Below are 22940 nucleotides of genomic sequence, written 5' to 3' on the forward strand. Positions count from 1 at the left end.
CGTTACGCCTTCATCTGACGCAGTTTATTCAGGCATTGCTTCAGCCCGTCATCGAGTGGCGCTTCGACCCGCATTACTTCGCCCGTGCCAGGATGGGTAAAGGTCAGCGCCGCTGCGTGCAGGAACAGCCGTTTTAATCCGGTTGAGGCCAGCTGACTGTCAAAGTCACGTTCGCCGTAACGATCGTCAAAGGCGATGGGATGCCCGGCATGCAGTGTATGAACGCGAATCTGATGTGTGCGTCCGGTGACCGGACTCGCTTTTACCAGGGTGGCAAAGTCGAACCGCTCTTCCACTTTAAAGCGGGTTTCCGACGCCTTGCCTTCACTGCTGACGCGCACAACACGCTCTCCGCTCTGCAGGATGTTTTTCAGCAGCGGTGCCTGAACCACCTTCAGATGTGAGGGCCAGTTACCGCGCACCAGAGCCAGGTAATCTTTCTGCATGCCCTTTTCACGCAGTTGCTCATGCAGAGAACGCAGCGCCGAGCGCTTTTTAGCAACCAGCAGAATACCTGAGGTATCGCGATCGAGGCGATGCACTAATTCCAGAAAGCGCGCTTCAGGTCGCAGGGCGCGTAACCCTTCAATGACGCCAAAGCTAAGTCCGCTGCCCCCATGCACGGCGGTACCGGAAGGCTTATTCATTACCAGCAGCGACTCATCCTCAAACAGGATGGCATCAGCCAGTGAGGCAACCTTTGCCAGTTTAGGGGAAACAGCGTCTTCATCGCGTTCCGCTACCCGAACAGGCGGAATGCGTACCTCATCGCCCTCCTCCAGCTTGTACTCTGGCTTAACGCGCTTTTTATTCACCCGCACCTCGCCTTTGCGTACGATGCGATAAATCATGCTCTTTGGCACACCCTTAAGCTGGGTGCGCAAAAAGTTATCAATGCGTTGTCCGGCATTTTCAGCCGTGATGGCGACAAAATGTACGCCGGGATTCTCTGTTTTCATGGCGGCGATTCTAAATAGTGTCCCCTGATAGCGCCACCCCTTTTTCTGTGCTTAACTCAGGAGTTGGTGTGACGGCAAGTCGCCTCTCTGCTGGCTTTTTCAGCAAAGCGCTGCATTGTCGGACACATTAACGCGTTAAATGTAAAGAAACTTCACAAGCTGGCTAAAGTCGCCTTGCTATATGAAGGTTAGCAATGGAATAATGCCTGAGTTTCCTAACTGATGCATTTCAGGGCAGAAACCGAGCGAAATTGTCATTTTGCCGGATTGAGCAGACACGCAGCAATGGCGTAAGACGTAATGCGAAATCAGGCACTTAGCGGGCTGCGGGTTGCGGCCTGGACAGCAGTATGGGATGCACGGGTTTTCTTTATTCTCTCAGGCATTTCCACTATCTGGTGCTGTTTTCCCTTATGAAAAACAGGCCACCGACGTTATTTGCGCCCCTCGCGCGGTCGACAGCCGTGAGGTTGACGACATTGCACTAAGTCACGGGGCCATCGGTTGATACTCGTCCAGGGTAATTATGCCCGCAGCTGTAATCACTCATGAAAGAATAACGAGTAAGTCACGATGAAAAGAATGTTAATAAACGCAACTCAGCAGGAGGAGTTGCGCGTTGCCCTGGTTGACGGTCAGCGTCTGTACGATCTGGATATTGAAAGTCCTGGACACGAACAGAAAAAAGCCAACATCTACAAAGGTAAAATCACGCGCATTGAACCCAGCCTTGAAGCTGCGTTTGTCGATTACGGCGCAGAGCGTCACGGTTTCCTCCCGTTAAAAGAAATCTCCCGCGAATACTTCCCCTCCAGCTATAACGCGCATGGTCGTCCGAATATTAAAGACGTACTGCGTGAAGGGCAGGAAGTTATTGTTCAGATTGATAAAGAAGAACGCGGCAACAAAGGCGCTGCGCTGACCACCTTTATCTCTCTGGCGGGCAGCTACCTGGTCCTGATGCCGAATAACCCACGTGCAGGCGGTATCTCTCGCCGCATCGAAGGTGACGACCGTACCGAATTAAAAGAAGCGCTGTCGGCGCTTGACCTGCCGGAAGGCATGGGACTGATTGTCCGCACCGCCGGCGTCGGCAAATCGGCCGAATCGCTGCAGTGGGATTTAAGCTTCCGTCTTAAGCATTGGGAAGCGATCAAGAAAGCCGCTGAAAACCGTCCTGCTCCGTTCCTGATCCATCAGGAGAGTAACGTGATTGTCCGCGCTTTCCGCGACTATCTGCGTCAGGACATCGGTGAAATTCTTATCGATAATCCAAAGGTTCTGGAACTGGCGCGTCAGCATATTGCTGCGCTGGGCCGTCCGGACTTCAGCAGCAAAATTAAGCTCTACACCGGTGAAATCCCGCTGTTCAGCCATTATCAGATTGAGTCGCAAATCGAATCCGCTTTCCAGCGTGAAGTCCGCCTGCCTTCCGGTGGCTCGATTGTCATCGACAGCACTGAAGCGCTGACCGCGATCGATATCAACTCAGCACGCGCAACGCGCGGCGGTGACATCGAAGAGACGGCGTTCAACACTAACCTTGAAGCGGCCGACGAGATCGCCCGTCAGCTGCGCCTGCGTGACCTGGGCGGCCTGATCGTTATCGACTATATCGATATGACGCCGGTACGCCATCAGCGCGCAGTTGAAAACCGTCTTCGCGAAGCTGTTCGTCAGGACCGCGCCCGCATTCAGATCAGCCACATTTCGCGTTTCGGCCTGCTGGAGATGTCCCGTCAGCGCCTGAGCCCATCATTAGGTGAATCCAGTCATCACGTTTGCCCACGCTGTAGCGGCACCGGCACCATCCGTGATAACGAGTCACTTGCTTTGTCGATTCTGCGTCTGATTGAAGAAGAAGCACTGAAAGACAACACCAAAGAAGTTCACGCTATTGTTCCGGTTCAGGTTGCCTCCTACCTGCTGAACGAAAAACGTGAAGCGGTCAACGCGATTGAAAAACGCCAGGGCGGCGTGCGGGCAATCATCGTTCCTGATGACAAGATGCAGACCCCGCACTACTCCGTGCTGCGCGTACGTAAAGGCGAAGAGACCCAGACCCTGAGCTATCATCTGCCGAAGCTGCACGAAGCCGAAATGGCGATGCCGTCGGAAGAAGAGCATGCAGAGCGTCGTCGTCCTGAGCAGCCTGCTCTGGCCGCGTTTGTGATGCCTGATGCACCGCCGGCTCCGGTAGAAGTTGAGCCGGAAGCGCAGCGTGCTGAAGTTCAGCCAGCGGCAAAAGCTAAACCTGCGGTGGCTGCACCTGCGACGGCCAGCACCGGTTTCTTCGGGCGTCTGCTTGGCGGCCTGAAAAAAATGTTTGCCAGCGAGGAAGCCCCTGCTGCTAAACCTGTGACCGCTGAGGTTGCTGAACCGCAAAAAGCGCCTGAAGGTGAGCAGGAAAACAACAACGGTCGTGGCGAACGACGCAGCAACAATAACAACCGTCGCAATAACAATCGTCGTGAGCGTACGCCGCGTAACGGGGATAACGCTCAGTCGCGTGAGGGCCGTGAGCCTCGCGAAAGTCGTGAACCGCGTGAGAGCCGTGAACCGCGCGAAAGCCGCGAGCCACGTGAAAATCGTGAGCCGCGCGAGGGCAATAATAACAACCGTCGCAACAAGCGTGAGTCTCAGTCAGGTGAAGTGCGCGAAGAGCGTCCGGCACTGAGCGAAGAAGCGCGTCAGCAGCGTGATGAGCAGCAGCAACAGCGCCGTGAACAGCGCGCTGAACGTCAGCGTCGTCGTCAGGAAGAGAAACGCGCCGGTGAAGAAGCCGCCAAAGTAGCTGAGCAGCCAGCAGTGGTCGCAGAAGCCCCGGACGCGACCGAGGTGCAGGATGATGAGCGCGTACAGGTTATGCCGCGTCGTAAGCCGCGTCAGCTGAACCAGAAGGTGCGTGTTGATGATAACCGTCAACCTATGCCAGCCGAAGCCAGCGACTTTGTCCAGCCTGCCGAAGTGCGTCAGCCTCAGCCAGCTGAAGTTGCACAGCCGCAGCCTGAGTTCCAGGCGCAGCAGAGTGACGAACAGGATGACAACGACAACCGTGATAACGCCAATATGCCACGTCGCTCACGTCGTTCGCCACGCCATCTGCGTGTGAGCGGACAGCGTCGTCGTCGTTACCGTGATGAGCGTTACCCGACGCAGTCAGCCATGCCTCTGGCCGCAGCAGCAGCGTCTCCCGAGATGGCCTCTGGTAAAGTCTGGATTCGCTATCCGGTGAGCCAGGCCAGCGAAGAGCAGGTGCAGAATGTGACACACCAGACACCCGCGTACAGCGCGGAAGAAACAGCAGTGGCTACCCATGCACTGCCCGTGGCTGCCGCTGTGGAATCGGGTGTGCAGGACGCGCCAGTGCAGCATGCTGAGCCGCAGGCAGAAACGCCAGTGCCGGTCGTCAACACTGATGATACCCGTGCTATTGACGCCCCGGTTGACGAACAGCCTTCTGTGGTTCCGGCTGCCGATGAAGTGAAAGCAGACGCTGTCGCGGCTGAAGCCGTGCCTGCTGAACCCGTCACTGAAGCGCCGGTTATGACACCTGCTGTTGAGACGGTACAGCCTGCAGAGGTTGCACAATCATCAGAGGTTGAACAGCCTGCGGACGTTGCTGAGCAGTCAGCCACTGATGTCAGTGAAGAGATCGCAGCCGAGGTTGAAGAAGTGCTGAATGCGCCAGTCGCAGCAGAGGCTGAAACAGCACCGGTTCGTGAACCTCATGCTCCGGTTGCTGCACGTGATATCGCGCCGGCGGAACCTGTGAAGGCGACCGAACCTGCAGTGTCATTGCCTGCCGACGCATCTGTGCCAGCAGCTGCAGCTGTACCGAACGACGGTACACGCTGGAAGCATTTTGCTTCTGCGCCAATGACCAAAGCGCCTGCGCCAGTCTGGCAGTCAGAACCGGCTCCGCACAGTGATTGGGTGCGTGCACCGTATGAGTTCGACGGTCGCGGTTCTGCAGGAGCGCATAGCGCCACCCATCAGGCCACTGCACCGGCAACCAAGCCGTAACGCATAAGCTGTTGTGAACCGAACCCCGGCCTTAAAGCCGGGGTTTTTTTATGGCTGCAATTCTGCCCGCCAGCCGGATTACGGATAAACAGTCTCTGCAGGGGTCTCTTCAGGCAACAACGAAGGTTTACTCCGGCATTTCGGCAGGTAGGCTGTTGGGCTGTTGGGCTGTTGGGCTGTTGGGCTGTTGGGCTGTTGGGCTATTGGGCTATTGGGCTGTGGTGGGTGATTCCGGAGTCCGTGCGGTGAATACGTGAAAGCAGGATAACCATGCGAATTATTTTCCGCTGTCACAGAACCTGGTTTAAAAGCTAATGTTCCCGCCCGCCATCAACCGAATCGCAGGCAAAAAAAATCCCACCCTCCTTTAACGGGAGAGTGGGGAAAAGTAAGCGCATCCGGTTAAAGTACGCCTAAAATTTCAGGTCAGACTACGAATTCATCTGGAACAGTGACATCTTGGACATATCAGTAAAGGTCTTGTACGACGCCTGAAGGGCTGTCTGCTTCATGGTATAGCTGGACGCCGCCTCGGTTAAATCTACGTTAACCAGGTCACTCATCTGCGAGTTATAGATCACACTGCGGTCATCGCCCTGTGCATTCAGTGTATCGAGCTCTGAAAGCTGAGTACCAATCTCAGAACGTACCGTTAAAACATTATTCAGCGAGTTACCCAGGCCACGGTTGGTTTTATCCATCGCATCCTGGAAGGTCTGTTTGGTTGCAGCGTCTGCATCATCCTGCGGCACTTTCAATGCAGCAATGGCACTGTCCAGCATCGTAAACACATTGGTTTCGCTGGCGCTGCCATCCGGCTCTTTTTTAGCGTTACCGGAAATCGACATAAAGATACTGTCACCGGTATGCCCTACGGTCATGGTTCGGCTGGTGTCGACCTTCTGGGTGATTGCCTCGGTACCGCCTGTGTAGCTGACGCCGGTGCCTGCCGTGTCAACAAACGGCGCGCTGTCGGTTTTATAACCGGCAAAAATATAGCGGCCATTGGCATCCTGGCTGTTTGCCTGGTTCAGTAACTGAGCGCGAATGCCCTCCAGCTGAGTGGCAATCGATCCGCGGTCACTGTCGCTCAGGGTACCGGTTGAACCGTTAACGATCAGCCCCTGCGCCGCAATGATCCCATCGGTGACACCTTTCAGCGTATTCTCTTCCAGAGACAGGCCCTGATCGGCAAAGGTGCGCGCCAGCGCATATTGCTTGCCCTGCTGCTGGGTTTGTGACAACACCACAGCACGTGACGCCGCAATGGGATCGTCCGAAGGATTATTCACACGGCGGCCGCTGGAGAGCTCCTCGCCTGATTTCAGCCAGGAGGCCTGTGAGTCAGTGATGCCACGCACCTGCTGCTCAAAAATCATATTTGTACTGATTCGCATGTTATCTCCTGCCCTTAGCGAATATTGATCAATGCATTAAACACGGTGCTGGCGGTCTGCAGCACCTGCGCATTAGCCATGTAATATTGCTGATATTTAGTCAGGTTGGCGTACTCCTCATCAAGGTTTACGCCTGAGACCGATTGCTGACGTTGGGTCAGCTGACTGACCACGCTTTTCTGTGTATCGCTGGTGGTCTGCAGTGAACTGGTTTTGTTACCCACGCTACTGACGATAGCCGCGTAAGCCTGCGACAGCGTGGCGTTGCCACCGACCAGCTTCGCATCCTGCAGACTCAGCAGTTTTTGCGCATTGCGGTTATCACTCTCACCGCCAACGGCACCGGCAGCAGCGACCTCAGATTCATTGGTGATCGCGACGGACATGTCGTTGATCACGTTCTGGACCGGCTTCACCAGAAAACTGTCTTTAGCAGCCGGTGCAGGCGTGCCGGGAACGGTCAGCTTCAAACCATCAAAGCTCAGCGTGGTGTTGCCGCTGGCGTCTTTAACCTGTGCAATGGTCACAGCGGTGCTGTCAGAGGCACGGGTGGCGCTCCAGTTAGTACCGTCAAAGCTGACGTTATAGTTGGTCGCTTTCAGCGCGCTGGTATCGGTCCACTCAGCGGTAACGGAGGCGGCGGTGCTGTTTTTACTGTTGCTTACCACCAGCGGGCTGCCGATATTAAAGAAATCAACGCCCTGATCGCCGTTACTGTCGAAGCCCTGCTTGTGAACATCGTTAAAGCTGGTCGTAAACGCAGCTGCTAACTGACCCAGCTGGTTCTGCGCCAGATCCAAATCCTGACTACGGAATGCCAGCAGACCGCCCAGCGAGCCGGTGGTGATCAGCTTTTCCGGAATCTCGACGTTGCCCGCCTGTTTATCGACATAGCCGATAGTAGTGCGTGTCGGATCGCTGCTGGAAGGCATCGCCACCAGATCGTGAGATTTGTCGCCGTTTACCAGCGTCAGGCCATTCGCCATGGAGACCGTGTAGCCGCCATCCTGCTGCGACACTGTGACGCCAACTACGTTATTCAGGGTATTCACCAGCTGATCACGCTTATCAAGCAGATCGTTAGGAGCGGCACCGTTAGCGGTACTCAGTTTGCCAATCTGCTTGTTCAGATCGGCGATCTGGCTGGTAATGGTGTTGACCTGCTTGATGCTGGAACCGACGTCTGCATTGACGCTGTTCTGCATATTGTTCAGGTATTGCGCCGAGGTCTGGAACTGGCTGACCAGACCCTGTGCATTGCTGAGCATTGACTGACGTGCTGACGGATCGTTGGCATTGCTGACCACGTTCTGCAGGTTAGTAAAGAAGCCCTGCAGCGAGGTTGACAGGCTGGTCGTCGAAGTCGACAGCAGATCGTCAATGTTTGAAATCTGGCTGTGCTGGGTGCTTACCGCGCTGTAGTTCGCGCTGGAACCGCGTAACTGCGTGGCAATAAATGCATCATATTCACGTTGTACACCGGTGATATTCACGCCGTTACCATAATAGCTGTTGCCCTGCAGGGTACTGTTTGCCTGCGCCAGGACCGTGGTCTGACGTGAATAGCCCGCCACGGTGTAATTGGAAATATTGTTACTGGTGGTGCTCAGAGCGGCCTGCGCGGCACTCAGTCCGCTCATCGCGGAGTTAATTATGCTGGACATCTCGGTTCCTTACGTTCCCCGTTAACCGGGCTGGCAGACATCAAAGTGGGCGCCAGCAGGCGAAAACGCATCTGGCTATAGGGATGTTATCGGCTTGCTTAAGTGAAACTTGAGGCGCAATGATCAGAACAGGTCACCCATATCCTGGCTGTACGCTTTGACGACTTTGTCGCCCATACTTTTGAATTGCTGAATCATTCCCACCAGCTTTTGCGCATATTTCGGATCGGTGGCATATCCTGCCGCCTGTAATGCCTGCGCGCCCTGCTCTGCAGATGTGGCATTGGTCACCGCCGCATAGCGTGGGTTTTTGGTGAGAAGTTTGACGTAGTCTGTCAGCGCCTCGAAGTAGGAGTTATAAACACGGAAGCTGGCACGGACTTTCTTCGCTTCACCCTGCTCATATTCGGTAGTCATGATATCGGTGGTGTCACCTTTCCAGTCGCCGCTGGCTTTAATCCCGAACACGTTGTAGCTCGGTTTGCCGTCGCGGGTCAGGATCTGACGCTGGCCCCAGCCCGACTCCAGCGCAGCCTGCGCCAGAATCAGGTGATGCGGAATGCCACTCTGCTGACTGGCAGCCTGCGCCGGTTGCGTCAGCTGAGCGATGAACTCGCGGCTGTCGCTGGGCAGGCCTGTGGGTGACGCAACCGGCGGCAGACGCGGCATCGCCTTACGCACAATCTGCTCCAGCTGCTCCGCTGCCATGGGTTTTGCCCCGCTGGTGCTGAGAATAAAGCTGTTATCCAGCTTCATCGGCACCGTACCGGCTTTTTCATCCGGCGCGGTGGCAGGCTGCATCTGTTTGACGATGGTTTCCGCCAGGCCAAGGCCGCGCTTACCCATCTCCTGTGCAATCTGCTGATCATACATTGAGGTGAAAAGTTTGGTCTGTTCGTTGCCCATAATCCCGTCCTGCGGCAACGCCTCGCGCATACTCTTCAGCATCATTTGTACAAACATCCCTTCGACCTGACGCGCGACCTGCAACGCATGTGCTTTCGGATCGTTGCTGGCCTGGCGTTTCAGTTCATTCAGGGAGCGGCTGTCAAAAGCCGAACTTGTCAGAGATTGCATGTCAGCCATCAGATAATTTCCAGTTTGGCACGCAGACAGCCGGCACTCTGCATCGACTGCAGAATCGACATCAGTTCGATTGGTGACGCACCCAGCGCATTCAGTGCACGCACCACGTTATTCAGGTTGGCGCTGGCGTTAACACGTTGCAGCGCACCGCCGGTCTGGCGCAGATCGATCTGCGTCTGCGTCGTCGCGACCGTCTGACCACCGGCCAACGGTGTATCAGGCTGACTCACGTTCTGCTGCTGGTTAACCGTCACCGACAGGTTGCCCTGGGCTACCGCACACTGATTCAGCGTCACTTCACGGTTCATAACGACTGAGCCGGTACGGGAGTTGATGATCACTTTGGCATCTTCTACCGGAATCGACACATTAATGTTCTGGATCTCAGCCAGCAGGCGCACCTGCGCACCATTATTAGGTGACACGCGGATCTGCACAGTACGGGCATCCAGCGGCTGTGCCGCGCCGTAACCGCCACGGGCGTTGATTGCATCAGCAATACGCTGTGCCATTGAGAAATCTTCGCTGTTAAGCTGCAGGTTGATGGTGTTCTGCGTACCAAAGTTGCTCTGCAGTTCACGCTCTACGGTTGCCCCGCCGGTGATACGTCCACCGTTCAGCTGGTTAACCTGAACACTGCTGCCGCCTGCTGATGCACCGGCACCGCCGACCAGAATATTACCCTGCGCCAGCGCGTAAACCTGGTTATCAACCCCTTTCATCGGCGTCATTAACAGCGTGCCACCACGCAGGCTTTTGGCGTTACCCAGCGATGAGACCACCACATCCAGCGTCTGTCCCTGACGGGCAAACGAAGGCAGTTTGGCGGTGACCATGACGGCCGCCACGTTTTTCAGCTGCATGTTGGTGCCGGCAGGCACGGTAATACCCAGCTGTGACAGCATGTTGCTCACTGTCTGCGTAGTAAATGGCGTCTGGGTGGTCTGGTCACCCGTGCCATCCAGACCCACCACCAGGCCGTAGCCCAGCAGCTGGTTGTCACGCACGCCCTGTACGGTGGTTAAATCACGAATCAAATCGGCTTTGGCCAGCAGACTGACGCCCAGCAGCAGCGCCAGCCCGGCGCGTAACAGCGTTAACTTTTTCATTGAAACCTCTTACATCGGCGAGATGTTCAGGAAGAAACGCTGGAACCAGCCCATGGTCTGCGCCTCATTGATATAACCATTTCCGACGTACTCAATACGTGCATCGGCGACAGCGGTAGATAACACGGCGTTACTGGCGCTGATGGTGCGCGGATTGACCACGCCCGAGAAGCGAATGAACTCCGTGCCCTGATTAATGGCGATCTGTTTTTCGCCCACCACGTGCAGGTTGCCGTTTGACAATACCTGGTCCACGGTGACGGTAATGGTGCCGGTAAAGGTATTATTGGCAGATGCGCCGCCTTTACCTGCGAAATCGTTTTTGCCTTCGGCGCTGAGATTGGCTTTTTCGCCACCTGCACCGACCAGACCGGCCAGACCAGTCGGCACCCCGGTTATACCCAGGCTGTTGCTGCCATCGCGGCTGGCACTGGCCGAGGAGCTTTTGCTGGCGCTGACGTTTTCCTGCAGCGTAATGGTCAGGGTATCGCCGATGTTGCGCGGACGACGATCTTCAAACAGCGGCTGATAGCCGTAGTTAAGCGGCGCGACGCCCTGGAATATGGAGCCGTTGACCACCGGTGGCGCGGACGGCATGGGTTGCGCTGTGGTTGCACCTTCGACCAGCGGGGTACGCGGGACCAGAGCACATCCGTTAAGAGTTAGCAGCAACGAGGCGACTAACCAATGTCCAGGCTTGAGAATCTGTTGCTTCGCCACGGTGTCACGACCTTATTAATGTCTGTCATTCAGGCCAGCACGGGCTGGCCCTGTTCGGGATTAAAGCTGCGTTAATTTCGCCAGCATCTGATCGGAAGTGCTGATCGCCTTGCTGTTGATTTCGTAGGCACGCTGCGTCTGGATCATGGTGACCAGCTCTTCCGCTACGTTAACGTTTGAGGTTTCGGTGTAGCCCTGATAGAGCAGACCCGCGCCGTTCTGGCCTGGGGTGCTGTCTGTCGGTGCGCCCGATGCCTGTGTTTCTTTGTAGAGGTTTTCACCCACGCTATCGAGACCGGCATCATTCATAAAGGTGCTCAGGGTTAACTGACCAACCTGCGCGGCCTGAGCCTGACCCTGCTGCGTCACGCTGACCACACCGTCACGCGACACCGTAATGCTGGTGGCGTTAGCGGGAATGGTAATACCTGGCTGCACCGGGAAGCCGGAGTTGGTCACCAGCTGGCCGTTCTGATCAACCTGAAACGCGCCGTCACGGGTATAAGCCGAGGTGCCATCCGGCATCTGAATCTGGAAATAACCCTGGCCATTAATGGCGATATCTTTCGAGTTGCTGGTCTGCGACAGGTTGCCCTGAGTATGCAGACGCTCCGTCGTCACCGGACGGACACCGGTACCAATCTGCAAACCCGATGGCAGCGTCGTCTGTTCTGATGACTGGGTGCCCGGCTGGCGCATGGTCTGGTACATCAGGTCTTCGAACACGGCACGTGAACGCTTAAAGCCGTTGGTGCTGACGTTTGCCAGGTTGTTGGCAATGACGTCCATGTTCATCTGCTGCGCATCAAGACCGGTCTTAGCGATCCATAAAGAACGAATCATGTTGTTATCCTCGTGCCTCAGCCCATGCTCAGGAGCTGGTTGGCTTTTTGTTCATTTTCGTCGACGTTGGTGATGACTTTCATCTGCATCTCAAAACGTCGGGCGTTGGCGATCATATCGACCATGGTTTCTACCGGTTTGACGTTGCTGCCTTCCAGTACGCCAGGCATAACCTGCATGGTGGGATCCGCCTGTAACGCGGCTCCGCGGGTCGCCTGCGTCGACGCAGTAGGACGGAACATGCCGTCATCACTGCGCTGCAGCTCCTGCCCGGTTGCCCTGACCAGCTTCAGCTTGCCCAGCTGGACCGTGGCGTTCGGGGAATCACCGGCATTCAGCCCGGTGATCGAACCGTCAGCAGCAATGGTGATTTCAGTGCCCTGCGGGATCACAATCGGACCGCCATCGCCCATCACAGGATTGCCCTGAACCGTCAGCGTACCGGTCGGACTGATTTGCATATTGCCGTTACGCGTGTAGGCTTCGCTGCCGTCAGCGGTGCGTACCGCCAGCCAACCATCCTGCTGCACCGCCACATCAAGCGGACGCTCGGTGTAATCCATCGCGCCCTGACTCATGTCGGCGCCGGGTGTAGAGGCGGCGACCAGCGTACGGGTCGGCAGCGACCAGCCACTCACCGGCACTGCGCGCAGCGCATTCAGCTGCGCACGAAAACCCGGTGTAGAGGCGTTGGCGAGGTTGCTGGCGGTCACCGCCTGCTGATCCAGCGTCTGGCTGGCCGCGCCCATCGCGGTATATATCGCGTGATCCATATGGCAATCCTGTTAGCGAATTAACGTAAGTTAACCAGCGTGTTGAGAATCTGGTCCTGAGTTTTGATGGTCTGCGCATTCGCCTGATAGTTACGCTGCGCCACGATCATGTTCACCAGCTCTTTACTCATGTCGACGTTGGAAGATTCCAGTGCGCCGGCGGTCAGTGAACCAAAGGTGCCGGTGTTAGCCAGACCAATGGCTGCCTGACCGGATGCGCTTGACGCCTGCCAGACGTTATCGCCTTTCGACTGCAGACCTTCCGGGTTCGAGAAGCTTGACAGGACGATCTGACCCAGCAGCTGGGTTTTCTGGTTTGAGTAGCTGCCAGTGATGGTGCCGTCATTATTGATCGCGTAGCTGGTCAGATCGCCAGGGGCATAACCATCCTGGGTCGGGCTGCCAAAGTTGGTGGCGCCGGTGTTCTGCTGCAGGCTGCCCAGCATGCTCATAGTGATGGGCTGATTGGCGACCGCGCCATTGGCACCGCCCACGTTCAGCGTCAGGCCAACAGTGCCATCGGTGGTGGTGCTCGCTACCGTACCGTTTGCATTCAGTTTAGAGACGCTGGTCAGCTTACCGCTGGTGTCAAACGCCATTCTGAAATCGCCCGCTGAAAGGCCGGTATTGCCATCAATGGTGCGCACGGTCCAGCTGTTGCTGGCGGTGTCTTTCGCGAAATACATGTCGAGCGCGTGGTCATTACCCTGCGAGTCGAACACGGTTGCCGTGGTTTTCTTGTTGTAGCTGTCTGCGTTCGCCGTCGAGAAGGTAGGCACGGATGGCGTGGTATCCGTTGAGTTCAGGTTGGCAACCAGACCGGCGGTGGTAGTCGCGCGGGCGGGCATCTGCTCAGTAGGAATACGCAGTGCAACCGGGTTAGCACCTGCCTGGATGGTAGCCGGTGAACCGCTGGCCGGATAGCCGGTCACGTTCAGACCCTGGGTGTTGACCAGGTTACGGTTGGCATCCAGCGTTAACTGGCCATTGCGTGAATAGAAGACGCCGCCGCTGCTGTCGGTCATACGGAAGAAACCGTTACCGCTCAGCGCAACGTCCAGGCCACGGCTGGTGGTGGTGGTCGCGCCATCGTTAAAGTTCTGGATTACCGCAGCGACTTTGGTGCCGAGGCCGACGTTAGAACCGGCAAACATATCGGCAAACGCGATGGTGCTCGATTTAAAGCCCGCAGTGGCGGAGTTAGCAATGTTGTTACCGATGACATCAAGGTTACTTGAAGCAGCACCAAGGCCGCTGACCGCTTGGGAAAATGACATGTGTTTGTTTCCTGTCTACAGGTTAATCAGAGAATCTGACGTACGTCGTCAAGGGTGGCGGAGCCCATGGTGCCGAGATCCAGTTTTGTGGTGTTGTTCGCTGTACTCACCCCATTGACGTAGGCGTAGTTAAGCGGTTGTGCCACCAGTTGTGTGTTGCCATTGCTTGCGGCAATCGCAACGCTGTATTTACCATCTGGCGCAACGGAGCCATCGGTGAGCTTGCCGTCCCACGAGAAGGTGTGCACGCCCGCGCTCAGCGCGCCCAGATCGACGGTGTTGATTACCGAGCCATTGGCATCTGTAATGGTGGCGGTTGCGCCGGTTGAGGCAGAGGCCAGTTCAACGCCAAATGGCGTCGTGGTGCCTTTGCCGACCAGAATCTGTCCGCCATTGACCATTACGCCATGCCCAATCAGCGTGGAGCTCTGCAGTGACTGGCTGGTGTTGATCTGGCCGGAGATCGATCCCAGCGTGGTATTCAGTTTTTCAATGCCGCTCAGGGTATTGATCTGTGCCAGCTGCGTGGTGAGCTGGCTGTTATCCATAGGATTCGTAGGATCCTGGTTCTTTAACTGCGTCACCAGCATGGTCAGGAACTGGTTCTGCAGATCCTGTGCATTGTTGCCCGTGCCACTGGTGTTAGAAGAGCTAAGAACCGTGGGGTCCAGCTTGTCGTTAACGCCTACCGCGATAGCCATAAATTTTCTCCGTTATTGCCCAAGGGTCAGGGTTTTCATCATCATCGACTTCACGGTGTTGAGCACTTCAACGTTGGCCTGGTAACTGCGTGACGCCGACATGGTGTTGACGCTTTCAGAAACCACATCCACGTTCGGCATCTTCACGTAGCCTTTGGCATCAGCCATGGGATTGCCCGGGTCATACACCAGCTTCGCGGGTGTGGGATCATCCACGACCTTTGCCACTTTCACACCGCCGGTGGCGGAGCCGGGTGCCGCATCGGTCTGGAAGACCACCTGCTTAGCAACATAAGGCTTACCATCTGGGCCGGTGACGCTGTCGGCGTTCGCCAGGTTACTGGCACTGACGTTTAATCGCTGTGATTGCGCGGTCATCGCTGAGCCGGCAATGTCAAAAATATTCAGCAAGGCCATAATTATTGCCCTTGTAACACGCTCATCATGCCTTTGATCTGGCTACTGATGAGGGTGAGGTCGGTTTGATATTTCAGGCTGTTATCCGCGAACTGCGTACGCTCACGGTCCATATCTACGGTGTTGCCGTCGGCAGAAGGCTGATCGGGAATGCGATAAAGCATATCCATCGATGGTGCGCCGTTTGTCTGTGCTTCAATGTGCCGGGCTGACGTGACTTTTAGCGCCATGCTGCTGCCTTCCGCACGACCATTGGACATCACCCGACTCAGCTCGCTTGCAAAGTCGATATCCCGGGCCTGATATCCAGGGGTATCGGCGTTGGCAATATTTGACGCCAGGATCTCCTGACGTTGAGCACGCAGGTTGAGGGCCTCCGTACCAAATTTCAGCGCCGCATCCAGTTTGTCGAGCATGTTTCCTCCGCGTATGAGAATTTCGAGCTCGCAGCTTAATTTGAAAAAGCAAGACGTCATCGTCTGAATAGCGACTTAAATGGCCGCTATTTTGACAATTGAGGATTTTTCTTAAAGGTTACACTCGTCGCCATCATCAGTGAGGAAATGCACAATGCGTCGATATCTGACCCTGCTGACCAGTCTGCTGGTCGTGATTGCCCTGCCAGCTTCTGCCGGGGATCTCAATGCACAACTGAATCAATTTTTTAAAGCGCGTGACGCCCAGCATGCTGCTGGCATGGTCGTAGTGGTTCGCACGCCGAAAGAACAGTGGCCAGCCTGTGAGGCGCCACAGTTCACGCTGCCCGGCAACAGCCGGTTGTGGGGCAATATGAGCGTGGCGGCAAATTGCGGTGAGAATCGCCGTTATATCCAGGTACAGGTCCAGGTCACCGGCTCTTATCTGGTGGCGAACCGGCTGCTGAGTCAGGGCAGTAGCGTTAGCGAGAGTGATTTCACGCTGCAGACCGGCCGCCTGGACACCCTGCCCGCCCGCGCCCTGCTGAATGCGGACTCGGTCGCCGATGCTGTGGTGCTGCGCGATATCCAGCCCGGACAGCCGATTAATCCGTCCACGCTGCGTCAGCCGTGGCGGGTTAAGGCGGGTCAGAATGTGATGGTGATTGCCAGCGGTGATGGATTTGACGCCAGCGGTGAGGGCAAGGCGCTGAACAATGCCGCCCGTTCGCAGTCGGTCCGTGTCCGGATGGGAAATGGCCAGGTTGTCAGCGGTAAGGTCCGGGAGGATGGGAATATTCTTATAACGCTGTAAAGTGTTAAAGAAGCCCTAAGTGCTGCCGATAGAAGAATCAACAAAGCGATAACGCTATTATGATTCAGGTGGCAGACTTCCCCCTGACCGTACAGGAGCCCGAATATGAGCATTGACAGAACGCAACCGCTGAAACCCGCCAGCACCGTACAGAGCCGCGATAGCAGTGAGTCCGGTAACAGCAAAGTGCGCCAGAGCGCCAGCCCGGTGGCAGCCGCCACGACCCCTGCAGCAGCCCAGGTCAGCCTGAGCAGCGCGCAGGCGCAATTGATGCAGCCGAGCAGCAAAGATATTAACGTCGAGCGCGTTGAACAACTGAAAACCGCCATTCGTAATGGCGAACTGAAGATGGATACCGGCAAAATCGCCGATGCGCTGATTGCCGACACCAAGGCGTATTTAGAGGGTAACTAATTCCCATGAGTAATTTGCAGACCACATTAGATAAGATGCAGGACGTGCTGGCATCGCTGTCAGCCGTGCTGGAAGAAGAGCAGCAGCAGCTGGCAGCTGGCAGCATTAACAGCAACCTGCTGCAGCGTATCACCGAAGATAAAAGCGCGCTGCTCAGTACGCTCAACTATCTGGATGAGATGCGTCGCGCCGCTGAACAGAGTCAGGCGACATCAGCACCTTATCGTGGTCAGAACGACATGGCTCGCCGCTGGGATACGATCCAGCAGCATTCCCGTCGTCTGCAGGATGCCAATGTCCACAATGGCCTGCTGCTGCAACATCAGATTCGTTACACCGAAAATGCACTTGAAGTGCTGAAGCCGCATCAGACGCAGGCCTTTTATGGCCCGGATGGGATGGGTAAAGGCCAGGCGACGTTAAGCCGTAAAGCCTGAGTCGAAAAGTAGCGTAAAAAATCCCGCCAGGTGCGGGATTTTTTTATTGGTGCGTTATTTTCTTTATCACGATTCGCTTTGAGATTGTGCCTGTACAGGGAACCGGGTCAGATCGGAAAGACGCAAAAGCTGTCATCCATGACACGCTCGGCCCACGCGATTACGCACCTCATCCCTGAGGTGCGCCCGTTGCCGGGCCAACGCTTCGCGTTGTTCAAAAACGCTCCCGGCGTTTTTGTCCATGGCGTGGGACGCTTTCCTCCTATGCCCCCGTTCCCTGCACATTGAATTTCTCATGGCTGCAAACCTTACACAGTCGTGCGCCGAGCATAGTCGCGCAACCGGAAGCCCAGCAGCCCCAGCGCCAGGAAATAGGCCCCGCCGCCAACTGCACAGACCGCCGCCAGACGCAGCAGTCGCCACAGCATCGGGCCCTGCTCCCATGCGGGCATCCACTGCAGCATGGCGAACAGTGCACCAGCCATGACCACCACCGCGACCAGCAGGCGGATCAGGAAGCTGCTCCAGCCTGGCTGCGGGTTAAAGATATTCTTCTTACGCAACTGCCAGTAAAGCAGCGACGCATTGAGACAGGCTGCCAGACCAATCGACAGTGACAGACCGGCATGTTTCAGCGGACCAATAAACGCCAGGTTCATTACCTGCGTCATGATCAGAGTAATAATCGCGATTTTAACCGGCGTTTTGATGTCCTGACGGGAATAGAAGCCCGGTGCCAGCACTTTAACCACAATCAGTCCCATCAGGCCGACAGAGTAAGCAATCAGGGCACGCTGCGTCATCAATGCATCAAAAGCGGTAAATTTACCGTACTGAAACAGTGCCACGGTCAGCGGGCCGGAGAGCATACCCAGGGCTACGGCGCTGGGCAGGGCCAGCAGGAAGCACAGGCGCAGACCCCAGTCCATTAGTCGGGAATATTCATCATGGTTGCCACTGGCAAAACTTTTAGCCAGCGATGGCAGCAGAATAGTGCCCAACGCCACGCCGAGCACACCAGAGGGAAACTCCATCAGACGGTCAGCATAGTACATCCAGGAGACTGAACCTGAGACCAGGAACGAGGCGAAAATGGTATTGATGATCAGGGAAATCTGGCTGACAGAAACGCCCAGAATGGCAGGCCCCATTTGACGCATAACCCGCCAGACACCCGCATCACGCAGATTCAGGCGGGGAAGCACCAGCATCCCCAGCTTCTTCAGGTGCGGCAGCTGATAGCCAAGTTGCAGTACGCCGCCAGCCACCACGGCCCAGGCCAGCGCCATCACCGGTGGATGGAAGTGCGGCGCAGCAAACAGCGCAAAACCAATCATACTCACGTTCAGCAGAGTCGGCGCAAAGGCTGGCACCGAGAAACGGTTCCAGGTGTTGAGTACCGCACCCGCCAGCGACGCCAGCGAAATCAGCATAATGTAGGGGAAGGTTACCCGCAGCAGCGAGCTGGTCAGCGCGAACTTATCGGGACTGTCAGCAAAGCCGGGCGCCGTGACCATGATGACCCAGGGCGCAGCGATCATGCCCGCCACGGTGACCAGCGCCAGCGCCAGCGTCAGCAGACCCGAGACGTAAGCCAGGAAGAGTCTGGTCGCCTCTTCGCCCTGCTTACTTTTGTATTCAGCCAGAATCGGCACGAAAGCCTGAGAAAATGCACCTTCAGCAAAAATACGCCGCAGCAGATTGGGCAGTTTAAACGCAACAAAGAACGCATCGGTCGCCATTCCGGCGCCAAACACCCGCGCCACAATGGCATCACGGGCAAAGCCCAGTACGCGGGAAAACAGGGTCATAGAACTGACCGCTGCCAGCGATTTCAACAAATTCATAATTGACGGCGCATCCTGAAAAGAATCAGCAAAAAAGGAAAATTAGCGCGGGCACCTGAGGATGCCCGGCGACAGTCTACTGCCACAGAGGGAAATGACCAGCACGGAGTGTTACAAGGCGTTATTCGCGGGTGGCCTCGCGCCACAGTTTTTCCACGACACGCTGCGCCATCAGCGCCTGTTCACCGCTGGTTTCAGGCTTCGTCTGATTTTGTACACAGTCAATGAAATGGTGCGCCGCGCCGCTGAAACCGCGCTGAGCAAGATGGCTCTGCCAGGCGGGTGGCTGCGTAATTATCAGGCCATCACTCTGCTCTTCGTGCCAGTCGCGCATCTCGCTGATGTCGATGCATTTACCGTCACATACCGCACTGACCCGCTCGCGCTGACTGCCTGCGCGGCGGTGCATGCTGGTGGAGATCGTTAATCCTTCAACATTGAAATGGTGCTCAGCATAGAGCATCTGTCCCTGTTCGTTGGTGTCGATACGTCCCTGAACCTGGCGAAACGGTTTGCCGCCCAGCCAGAGTGCGGTGTCCACCACATGCAGGTAATCGTCGAGCAGGGTAAAGCGAAGATCCTGTGGCCCGACGCTATCGCTGCGATGCTTTTCAATCCGCAGAGAGGCAGCGTCGGTCATCTTCGCCCGCAGCTGCTGATAGCGCGGCGCGAATCGACGGTTAAACGCCACCATCAGTTTACGCTGACGTTTTTCCGCCAGCGCCACCAGCGACTCAGCCTGCTCCAGAGTTTCAGCCAGCGGCTTGTCCACACAGACATCTTTTCCGGCCAGCAGCAGTGCCCTGACCACGTCGTAATGCGTAGCGGTGCTGCTGTGGACAAAGACCGCGTCGCAGGCAGCCGCTAAATCATTTAACGAACCAAAATTTGAGATGCGATAACTGTCGCAGATTGGGCGGGCTTTGGCCTGATTCGGGGAGAATGCGCCCACCAGCGTCCAGTCTGTTGCTGCAGAAAGCACAGGCAACCAGGCTTTCTGCGCGATACCGCCTAATCCCACCACACCAATACGTAGTGTCATTTCAGCGCTCCGTTTGCAGCAGTTGGGTGAGTTGGGCCTGAAGCGCCGCGACCTGCTGCTCCAGCAGGGTAATGCGCGTCGCCAGGTCGCCCTGCTCTTCCGGCGCGTCAGCGGCCTGCGGCTGATCGCTCTCATCACTCAGCAGATGCATAAAGCGGCTTTCACGCTTACCCGGCTCTCGCGCCAGGCGCATCACCTGTGCACTGTCGTCACGCTGCATCAGGCCTTCCAGCGTCTGCTCGACCTCGCTGACGTCACTGAACTCATGCAGACGACCGCTGCGGGTACGCAGTTCGCCAGGTGTTTGTGGCCCGCGCAGCAGCAGCAGCGTCAGCAGGGCGACTTCCGCGCTGTTGAGCTTCAGCGCACCAAACGCAGAGTTACAGAAACGCTGCTCATATTTCACTACCCGTTGCCCGGCGGCGCTGCTGGCGGTGATCAGATGCCGTTTTTCCAGCAGATCGAGCTGATTCTGAACCTCGCTTTCGCTTAGCTCCATGACCGGATCGCGATTCGATTTCTGATTACAGGCAACCACAACACCATTCAGTGACAGCGGATACTGCTCCGGCGTGGTGACCTGCTTCTCCAGCAGACAGCCCAGTACGCGCAACGCCTGCGCCGATAAAACCATCTTCATGCTCGCATCCTCATCATTATCCACGCCGGTCAGGCGTCCATTCCCGCAGAGTTAACGCTGTCAGCACGTGATCCTGCCAGCGCCCATCAATTAGCAGATAATCTTTCGCGTATCCCTCTTTCTCAAAACCCAGTCGCGCCAGAAGATCGCCGCTGCGCTGGTTGTGCGGCATGTAGTTCGCCATGATGCGATGAATATGCTGCTGGCGCTGCATATAGCGGATAGCCGCCTGCAACGCCTCAAACATCAGCCCTTGTCCCTGCCACTTTTCACCCAGTGAATAGCCAAGGTAACAGGCGTGAAACGATCCGCGCAGCACGTTGCTGAAATTTGCCACGCCCCGCACCTCGGTTTCATCGCTGTCCATGAGAATAAAATAGAAGGCGGAACCCTGCTTATGCATGTCCGAAATCAGTCCGAGCCTTGCCTGCCACCCTGAGGGATAGCAGTGGCTGTCATCGCGCACCGGTTCCCAGGGTTTTAAAAACTGGCGATTTTCCGAATAGTAATCTGCCATTCGCCAGGCATCACGTTCGTGAACCAGACGGACCACCAGTCTATCGGTGGTTAATCGCACCCTGGGCGCGGCAGAACGATAGCCAAACATCCTGACTCCTGAAATCAATGGCTGATGAAGATGAGCCGTCATTAACCGGCTTTCACTATAACCGTCGCCTGGGCTGCGGTAAAACGTTACAGCTTTTTCGCCATAAAGAGGTTGATTTTGCTCTGTTATCACCGCTTTCATTCATCAGAATGGCTGGTTTAAGCGGCGGTTCCTGTGATGCCTCTGCCAGGTGAGTTTGCCCTGTTGAGTAATCTCTTCCATACTTTTCACACGCCCGAAAACAGAAAGAATTGATTCGTTCTGTTTAACAATAACCCTCTGAAACCCGGGAGATCAGGATGAAGCTCTATATCTATGACCACTGTCCTTTCTGCGTTAAAGCGCGAATGATTTTTGGCCTGAAGAACAAACCGGTTGAGCTGGTGGTGATGCTAAACGACGACGAGGAGACGCCGAACCGGCTGATTGGGCAGAAAATGGCGCCGATTCTGCAGAAGCAGGATGGCAGCGCGATGCCTGAGAGTATGGATATTGTGCATTATGTCGATCAGCAGGATCGCGAGCCGCTGATTACCGGCGCGCTGAATCCGGCAATCGCTGACTGGCTGCGTCATATGAATAGCTATGTCAACAAACTGCTACTGCCGCGCATTGCTGAGTCGGCGTTTGCCGAATTCGCTACCCCGGAGGCGCGTGACTATTTCCGCACCAAAAAGCAGGCAAGCATCGGTGATTTTGACGCGCTGAAAAGTCACTCGGCCGGGCTGATTAAAAATGTCAGCCAGGATCTGCGCAAGCTGGACAAATTAATCGAACAGCCCAATGCGGTGAACGGCGAGCTGTCAGAAGATGATTTTAATCTCTTTCCACTGCTGCGCTCACTGACGCTGGTGGCGGGTATCGACTGGCCAGCACGGGTCGCTGACTACCGCGATAATATGGCTAAACAGACCCAGGTAAATCTTCTCTCTTCAATATCCCACTAACCCTGCCGCGATGAGAGACGCTGCGGCGTTTCTCATCCCTTTCCTGATGACACCCGCCCCGCATTCAGGCAGGCTATAGCCTGTTTACTGGCTCTGATATTCAGGATAAAGATCGATGAAAAAGGCATTTTTCGGGCTGACGGCCCTGTTGATTGCGCTGCTGGTGAGCGGATGTAATCAACTGACCCAATACACCATCAGCGAACAGGAAGTGAATCAGGCGCTGCAGAAGCATAACAACTATGAGAAAGACATTGGCGTATCCGGACTGGTTAACGCGCATATTGTGCTGAACAACCTGACCAGTCAGATTGGGCGCGAAGAGCCAGGAAAGGTGACACTTTCCGGCAATGCAAAAATTAACGTCACCTCACTGTTTGGTCCTCAGCAGGCCGATATGCAATTGAAGATGCGTGCTCAGCCGGTTTATGAGCCGCAGCAGGGCGCCATCTATCTTCGCGATCTGGAGATTGTCGATACGCAGGTTGCCCCGGAAAAAATGGCGTCAATTATGAAGACGCTGACGCCATACCTGAATCAGTCACTCAAAAGCTATTTTGATCAAAATCCTGCTTATGTACTGAGTGCTGACCGCAGTAAAGGCGAGTCGCTGGCGAAGAAATTTGCCAAAGGACTGGAAGTGAAACCGGGAGAACTGGTCATTCCGTTCACACAGTAATCCCGATCTCCGCGCCTTATGGCGCGGATTTTCTTTATCGACATAAAAAGCAGGTGCAAACGGTTGCCTGAATCCTTATGCTTAGACCCCGGCCAAAACATGCCTTTTGTTTCCCTTCTGCCGGA

22 protein-coding genes are annotated in these 22940 nt (G+C 55.9%); 6 read left to right on the plus strand and 16 right to left on the minus strand.

Annotated elements, in window-relative coordinates; translation table 11 throughout:
- Window positions 1-2: 2 nt before the first annotated feature.
- Window positions 3-959 carry a 23S rRNA pseudouridine(955/2504/2580) synthase RluC gene (gene rluC / locus KTJ90_RS12110; RefSeq protein ID WP_003849873.1) on the minus strand — a complete coding sequence of 319 codons (957 nt, stop codon included), beginning with the start codon at window positions 957-959 and terminating at the stop codon, window positions 3-5.
- 573 nt (window positions 960-1532) lie between these two features.
- Between rluC and rne the strand changes: the two genes are divergently transcribed.
- On the plus strand, window positions 1533-4985 hold the full coding sequence (gene rne / locus KTJ90_RS12115) for a ribonuclease E/G (RefSeq protein WP_499024751.1): 3453 nt from the start codon (window positions 1533-1535) through the stop codon (window positions 4983-4985).
- A 431-nt stretch (window positions 4986-5416) separates the two neighbouring features.
- Here the strand turns inward: rne and flgL are convergent, their stop codons facing one another.
- The 11 genes from flgL to flgB form a co-directional block, all read right to left on the minus strand.
- Entirely contained in the window at window positions 5417-6382 is a 966-nt protein-coding gene (gene flgL, locus KTJ90_RS12120; protein WP_078804277.1) for a flagellar hook-associated protein FlgL, read from the minus strand.
- A gap of 14 nt (window positions 6383-6396) precedes the next feature.
- Entirely contained in the window at window positions 6397-8046 is a 1650-nt protein-coding gene (flgK, locus tag KTJ90_RS12125; RefSeq protein WP_078804276.1) for a flagellar hook-associated protein FlgK, read from the minus strand.
- A 123-nt stretch (window positions 8047-8169) separates the two neighbouring features.
- Window positions 8170-9132 carry a flagellar assembly peptidoglycan hydrolase FlgJ gene (flgJ, locus tag KTJ90_RS12130; protein WP_003849878.1) on the minus strand — a complete coding sequence of 321 codons (963 nt, stop codon included), beginning with the start codon at window positions 9130-9132 and terminating at the stop codon, window positions 8170-8172.
- Window positions 9132-10241, minus strand: coding sequence for a flagellar basal body P-ring protein FlgI (locus tag KTJ90_RS12135; RefSeq protein ID WP_003849879.1), 1110 nt, complete (start codon window positions 10239-10241; stop codon window positions 9132-9134). Before KTJ90_RS12135 ends, flgJ begins: the two co-directional genes overlap by 1 nt.
- A 9-nt stretch (window positions 10242-10250) precedes the next feature.
- Window positions 10251-10961: a flagellar basal body L-ring protein FlgH gene (locus KTJ90_RS12140; RefSeq protein WP_008925927.1), complete on the minus strand. Its 711-nt coding sequence runs from the start codon at window positions 10959-10961 to the stop codon at window positions 10251-10253.
- Window positions 10962-11021: 60 nt separating this feature from the next.
- On the minus strand, window positions 11022-11804 hold the full coding sequence (flgG, locus tag KTJ90_RS12145) for a flagellar basal-body rod protein FlgG (RefSeq protein WP_003849881.1): 783 nt from the start codon (window positions 11802-11804) through the stop codon (window positions 11022-11024).
- Between the two features lie 17 nt (window positions 11805-11821).
- Window positions 11822-12577, minus strand: coding sequence for a flagellar basal body rod protein FlgF (locus KTJ90_RS12150; RefSeq protein WP_008925926.1), 756 nt, complete (start codon window positions 12575-12577; stop codon window positions 11822-11824).
- 20 nt (window positions 12578-12597) lie between these two features.
- Entirely contained in the window at window positions 12598-13854 is a 1257-nt protein-coding gene (gene flgE, locus KTJ90_RS12155; protein ID WP_499024756.1) for a flagellar hook protein FlgE, read from the minus strand.
- A 26-nt stretch (window positions 13855-13880) separates the two neighbouring features.
- Window positions 13881-14555: a flagellar hook assembly protein FlgD gene (gene flgD, locus KTJ90_RS12160; RefSeq protein ID WP_003849885.1), complete on the minus strand. Its 675-nt coding sequence runs from the start codon at window positions 14553-14555 to the stop codon at window positions 13881-13883.
- A gap of 12 nt (window positions 14556-14567) precedes the next feature.
- Entirely contained in the window at window positions 14568-14972 is a 405-nt protein-coding gene (flgC, locus tag KTJ90_RS12165) for a flagellar basal body rod protein FlgC (RefSeq protein ID WP_003849888.1), read from the minus strand.
- Between the two features lie 2 nt (window positions 14973-14974).
- Window positions 14975-15388, minus strand: coding sequence for a flagellar basal body rod protein FlgB (gene flgB, locus KTJ90_RS12170; RefSeq protein WP_003849889.1), 414 nt, complete (start codon window positions 15386-15388; stop codon window positions 14975-14977).
- A gap of 154 nt (window positions 15389-15542) precedes the next feature.
- Between flgB and flgA the strand changes: the two genes are divergently transcribed.
- From flgA to flgN, 3 genes are all read left to right on the plus strand, one after another.
- Window positions 15543-16202 carry a flagellar basal body P-ring formation chaperone FlgA gene (gene flgA, locus KTJ90_RS12175; protein WP_008925924.1) on the plus strand — a complete coding sequence of 220 codons (660 nt, stop codon included), beginning with the start codon at window positions 15543-15545 and terminating at the stop codon, window positions 16200-16202.
- A gap of 105 nt (window positions 16203-16307) precedes the next feature.
- Window positions 16308-16616 carry a flagellar biosynthesis anti-sigma factor FlgM gene (flgM, locus tag KTJ90_RS12180; protein ID WP_003849894.1) on the plus strand — a complete coding sequence of 103 codons (309 nt, stop codon included), beginning with the start codon at window positions 16308-16310 and terminating at the stop codon, window positions 16614-16616.
- 5 nt (window positions 16617-16621) lie between these two features.
- Window positions 16622-17053, plus strand: a complete 432-nt coding sequence (gene flgN / locus KTJ90_RS12185; protein ID WP_003849895.1) for a flagellar export chaperone FlgN — start codon at window positions 16622-16624, stop codon at window positions 17051-17053.
- Between the two features lie 308 nt (window positions 17054-17361).
- Here the strand turns inward: flgN and murJ are convergent, their stop codons facing one another.
- The 4 genes from murJ to rimJ all read right to left on the minus strand — a co-directional run bounded on the left by murJ (window position 17362) and on the right by rimJ (window position 21189).
- Complete coding sequence (gene murJ / locus KTJ90_RS12190; protein WP_003849898.1) at window positions 17362-18900, minus strand: murein biosynthesis integral membrane protein MurJ; 1539 nt, start codon at window positions 18898-18900, stop codon at window positions 17362-17364.
- 121 nt (window positions 18901-19021) lie between these two features.
- On the minus strand, window positions 19022-19942 hold the full coding sequence (locus KTJ90_RS12195) for a Gfo/Idh/MocA family protein (RefSeq protein WP_033761815.1): 921 nt from the start codon (window positions 19940-19942) through the stop codon (window positions 19022-19024).
- A gap of 1 nt (window position 19943) precedes the next feature.
- Complete coding sequence (locus KTJ90_RS12200; protein ID WP_008925922.1) at window positions 19944-20582, minus strand: DUF480 domain-containing protein; 639 nt, start codon at window positions 20580-20582, stop codon at window positions 19944-19946.
- A 16-nt stretch (window positions 20583-20598) separates the two neighbouring features.
- Window positions 20599-21189, minus strand: a complete 591-nt coding sequence (rimJ, locus tag KTJ90_RS12205) for a ribosomal protein S5-alanine N-acetyltransferase (RefSeq protein WP_003849899.1) — start codon at window positions 21187-21189, stop codon at window positions 20599-20601.
- 299 nt (window positions 21190-21488) lie between these two features.
- On the opposite strand from rimJ, the gene grxB reads away from it, so the two are divergent.
- Complete coding sequence (grxB, locus tag KTJ90_RS12210) at window positions 21489-22136, plus strand: glutaredoxin 2 (RefSeq protein ID WP_003849902.1); 648 nt, start codon at window positions 21489-21491, stop codon at window positions 22134-22136.
- A gap of 115 nt (window positions 22137-22251) precedes the next feature.
- A complete protein-coding gene (locus KTJ90_RS12215) occupies window positions 22252-22815 on the plus strand; it encodes a lipoprotein (RefSeq protein ID WP_003849904.1) in 564 nt (187 codons plus the stop codon).
- Window positions 22816-22940 lie beyond the last annotated feature (125 nt).

The sequence above is a fragment of the Pantoea jilinensis genome (assembly GCF_019104105.1).
Classification (GTDB): domain Bacteria; phylum Pseudomonadota; class Gammaproteobacteria; order Enterobacterales; family Enterobacteriaceae; genus Pantoea; species Pantoea eucalypti.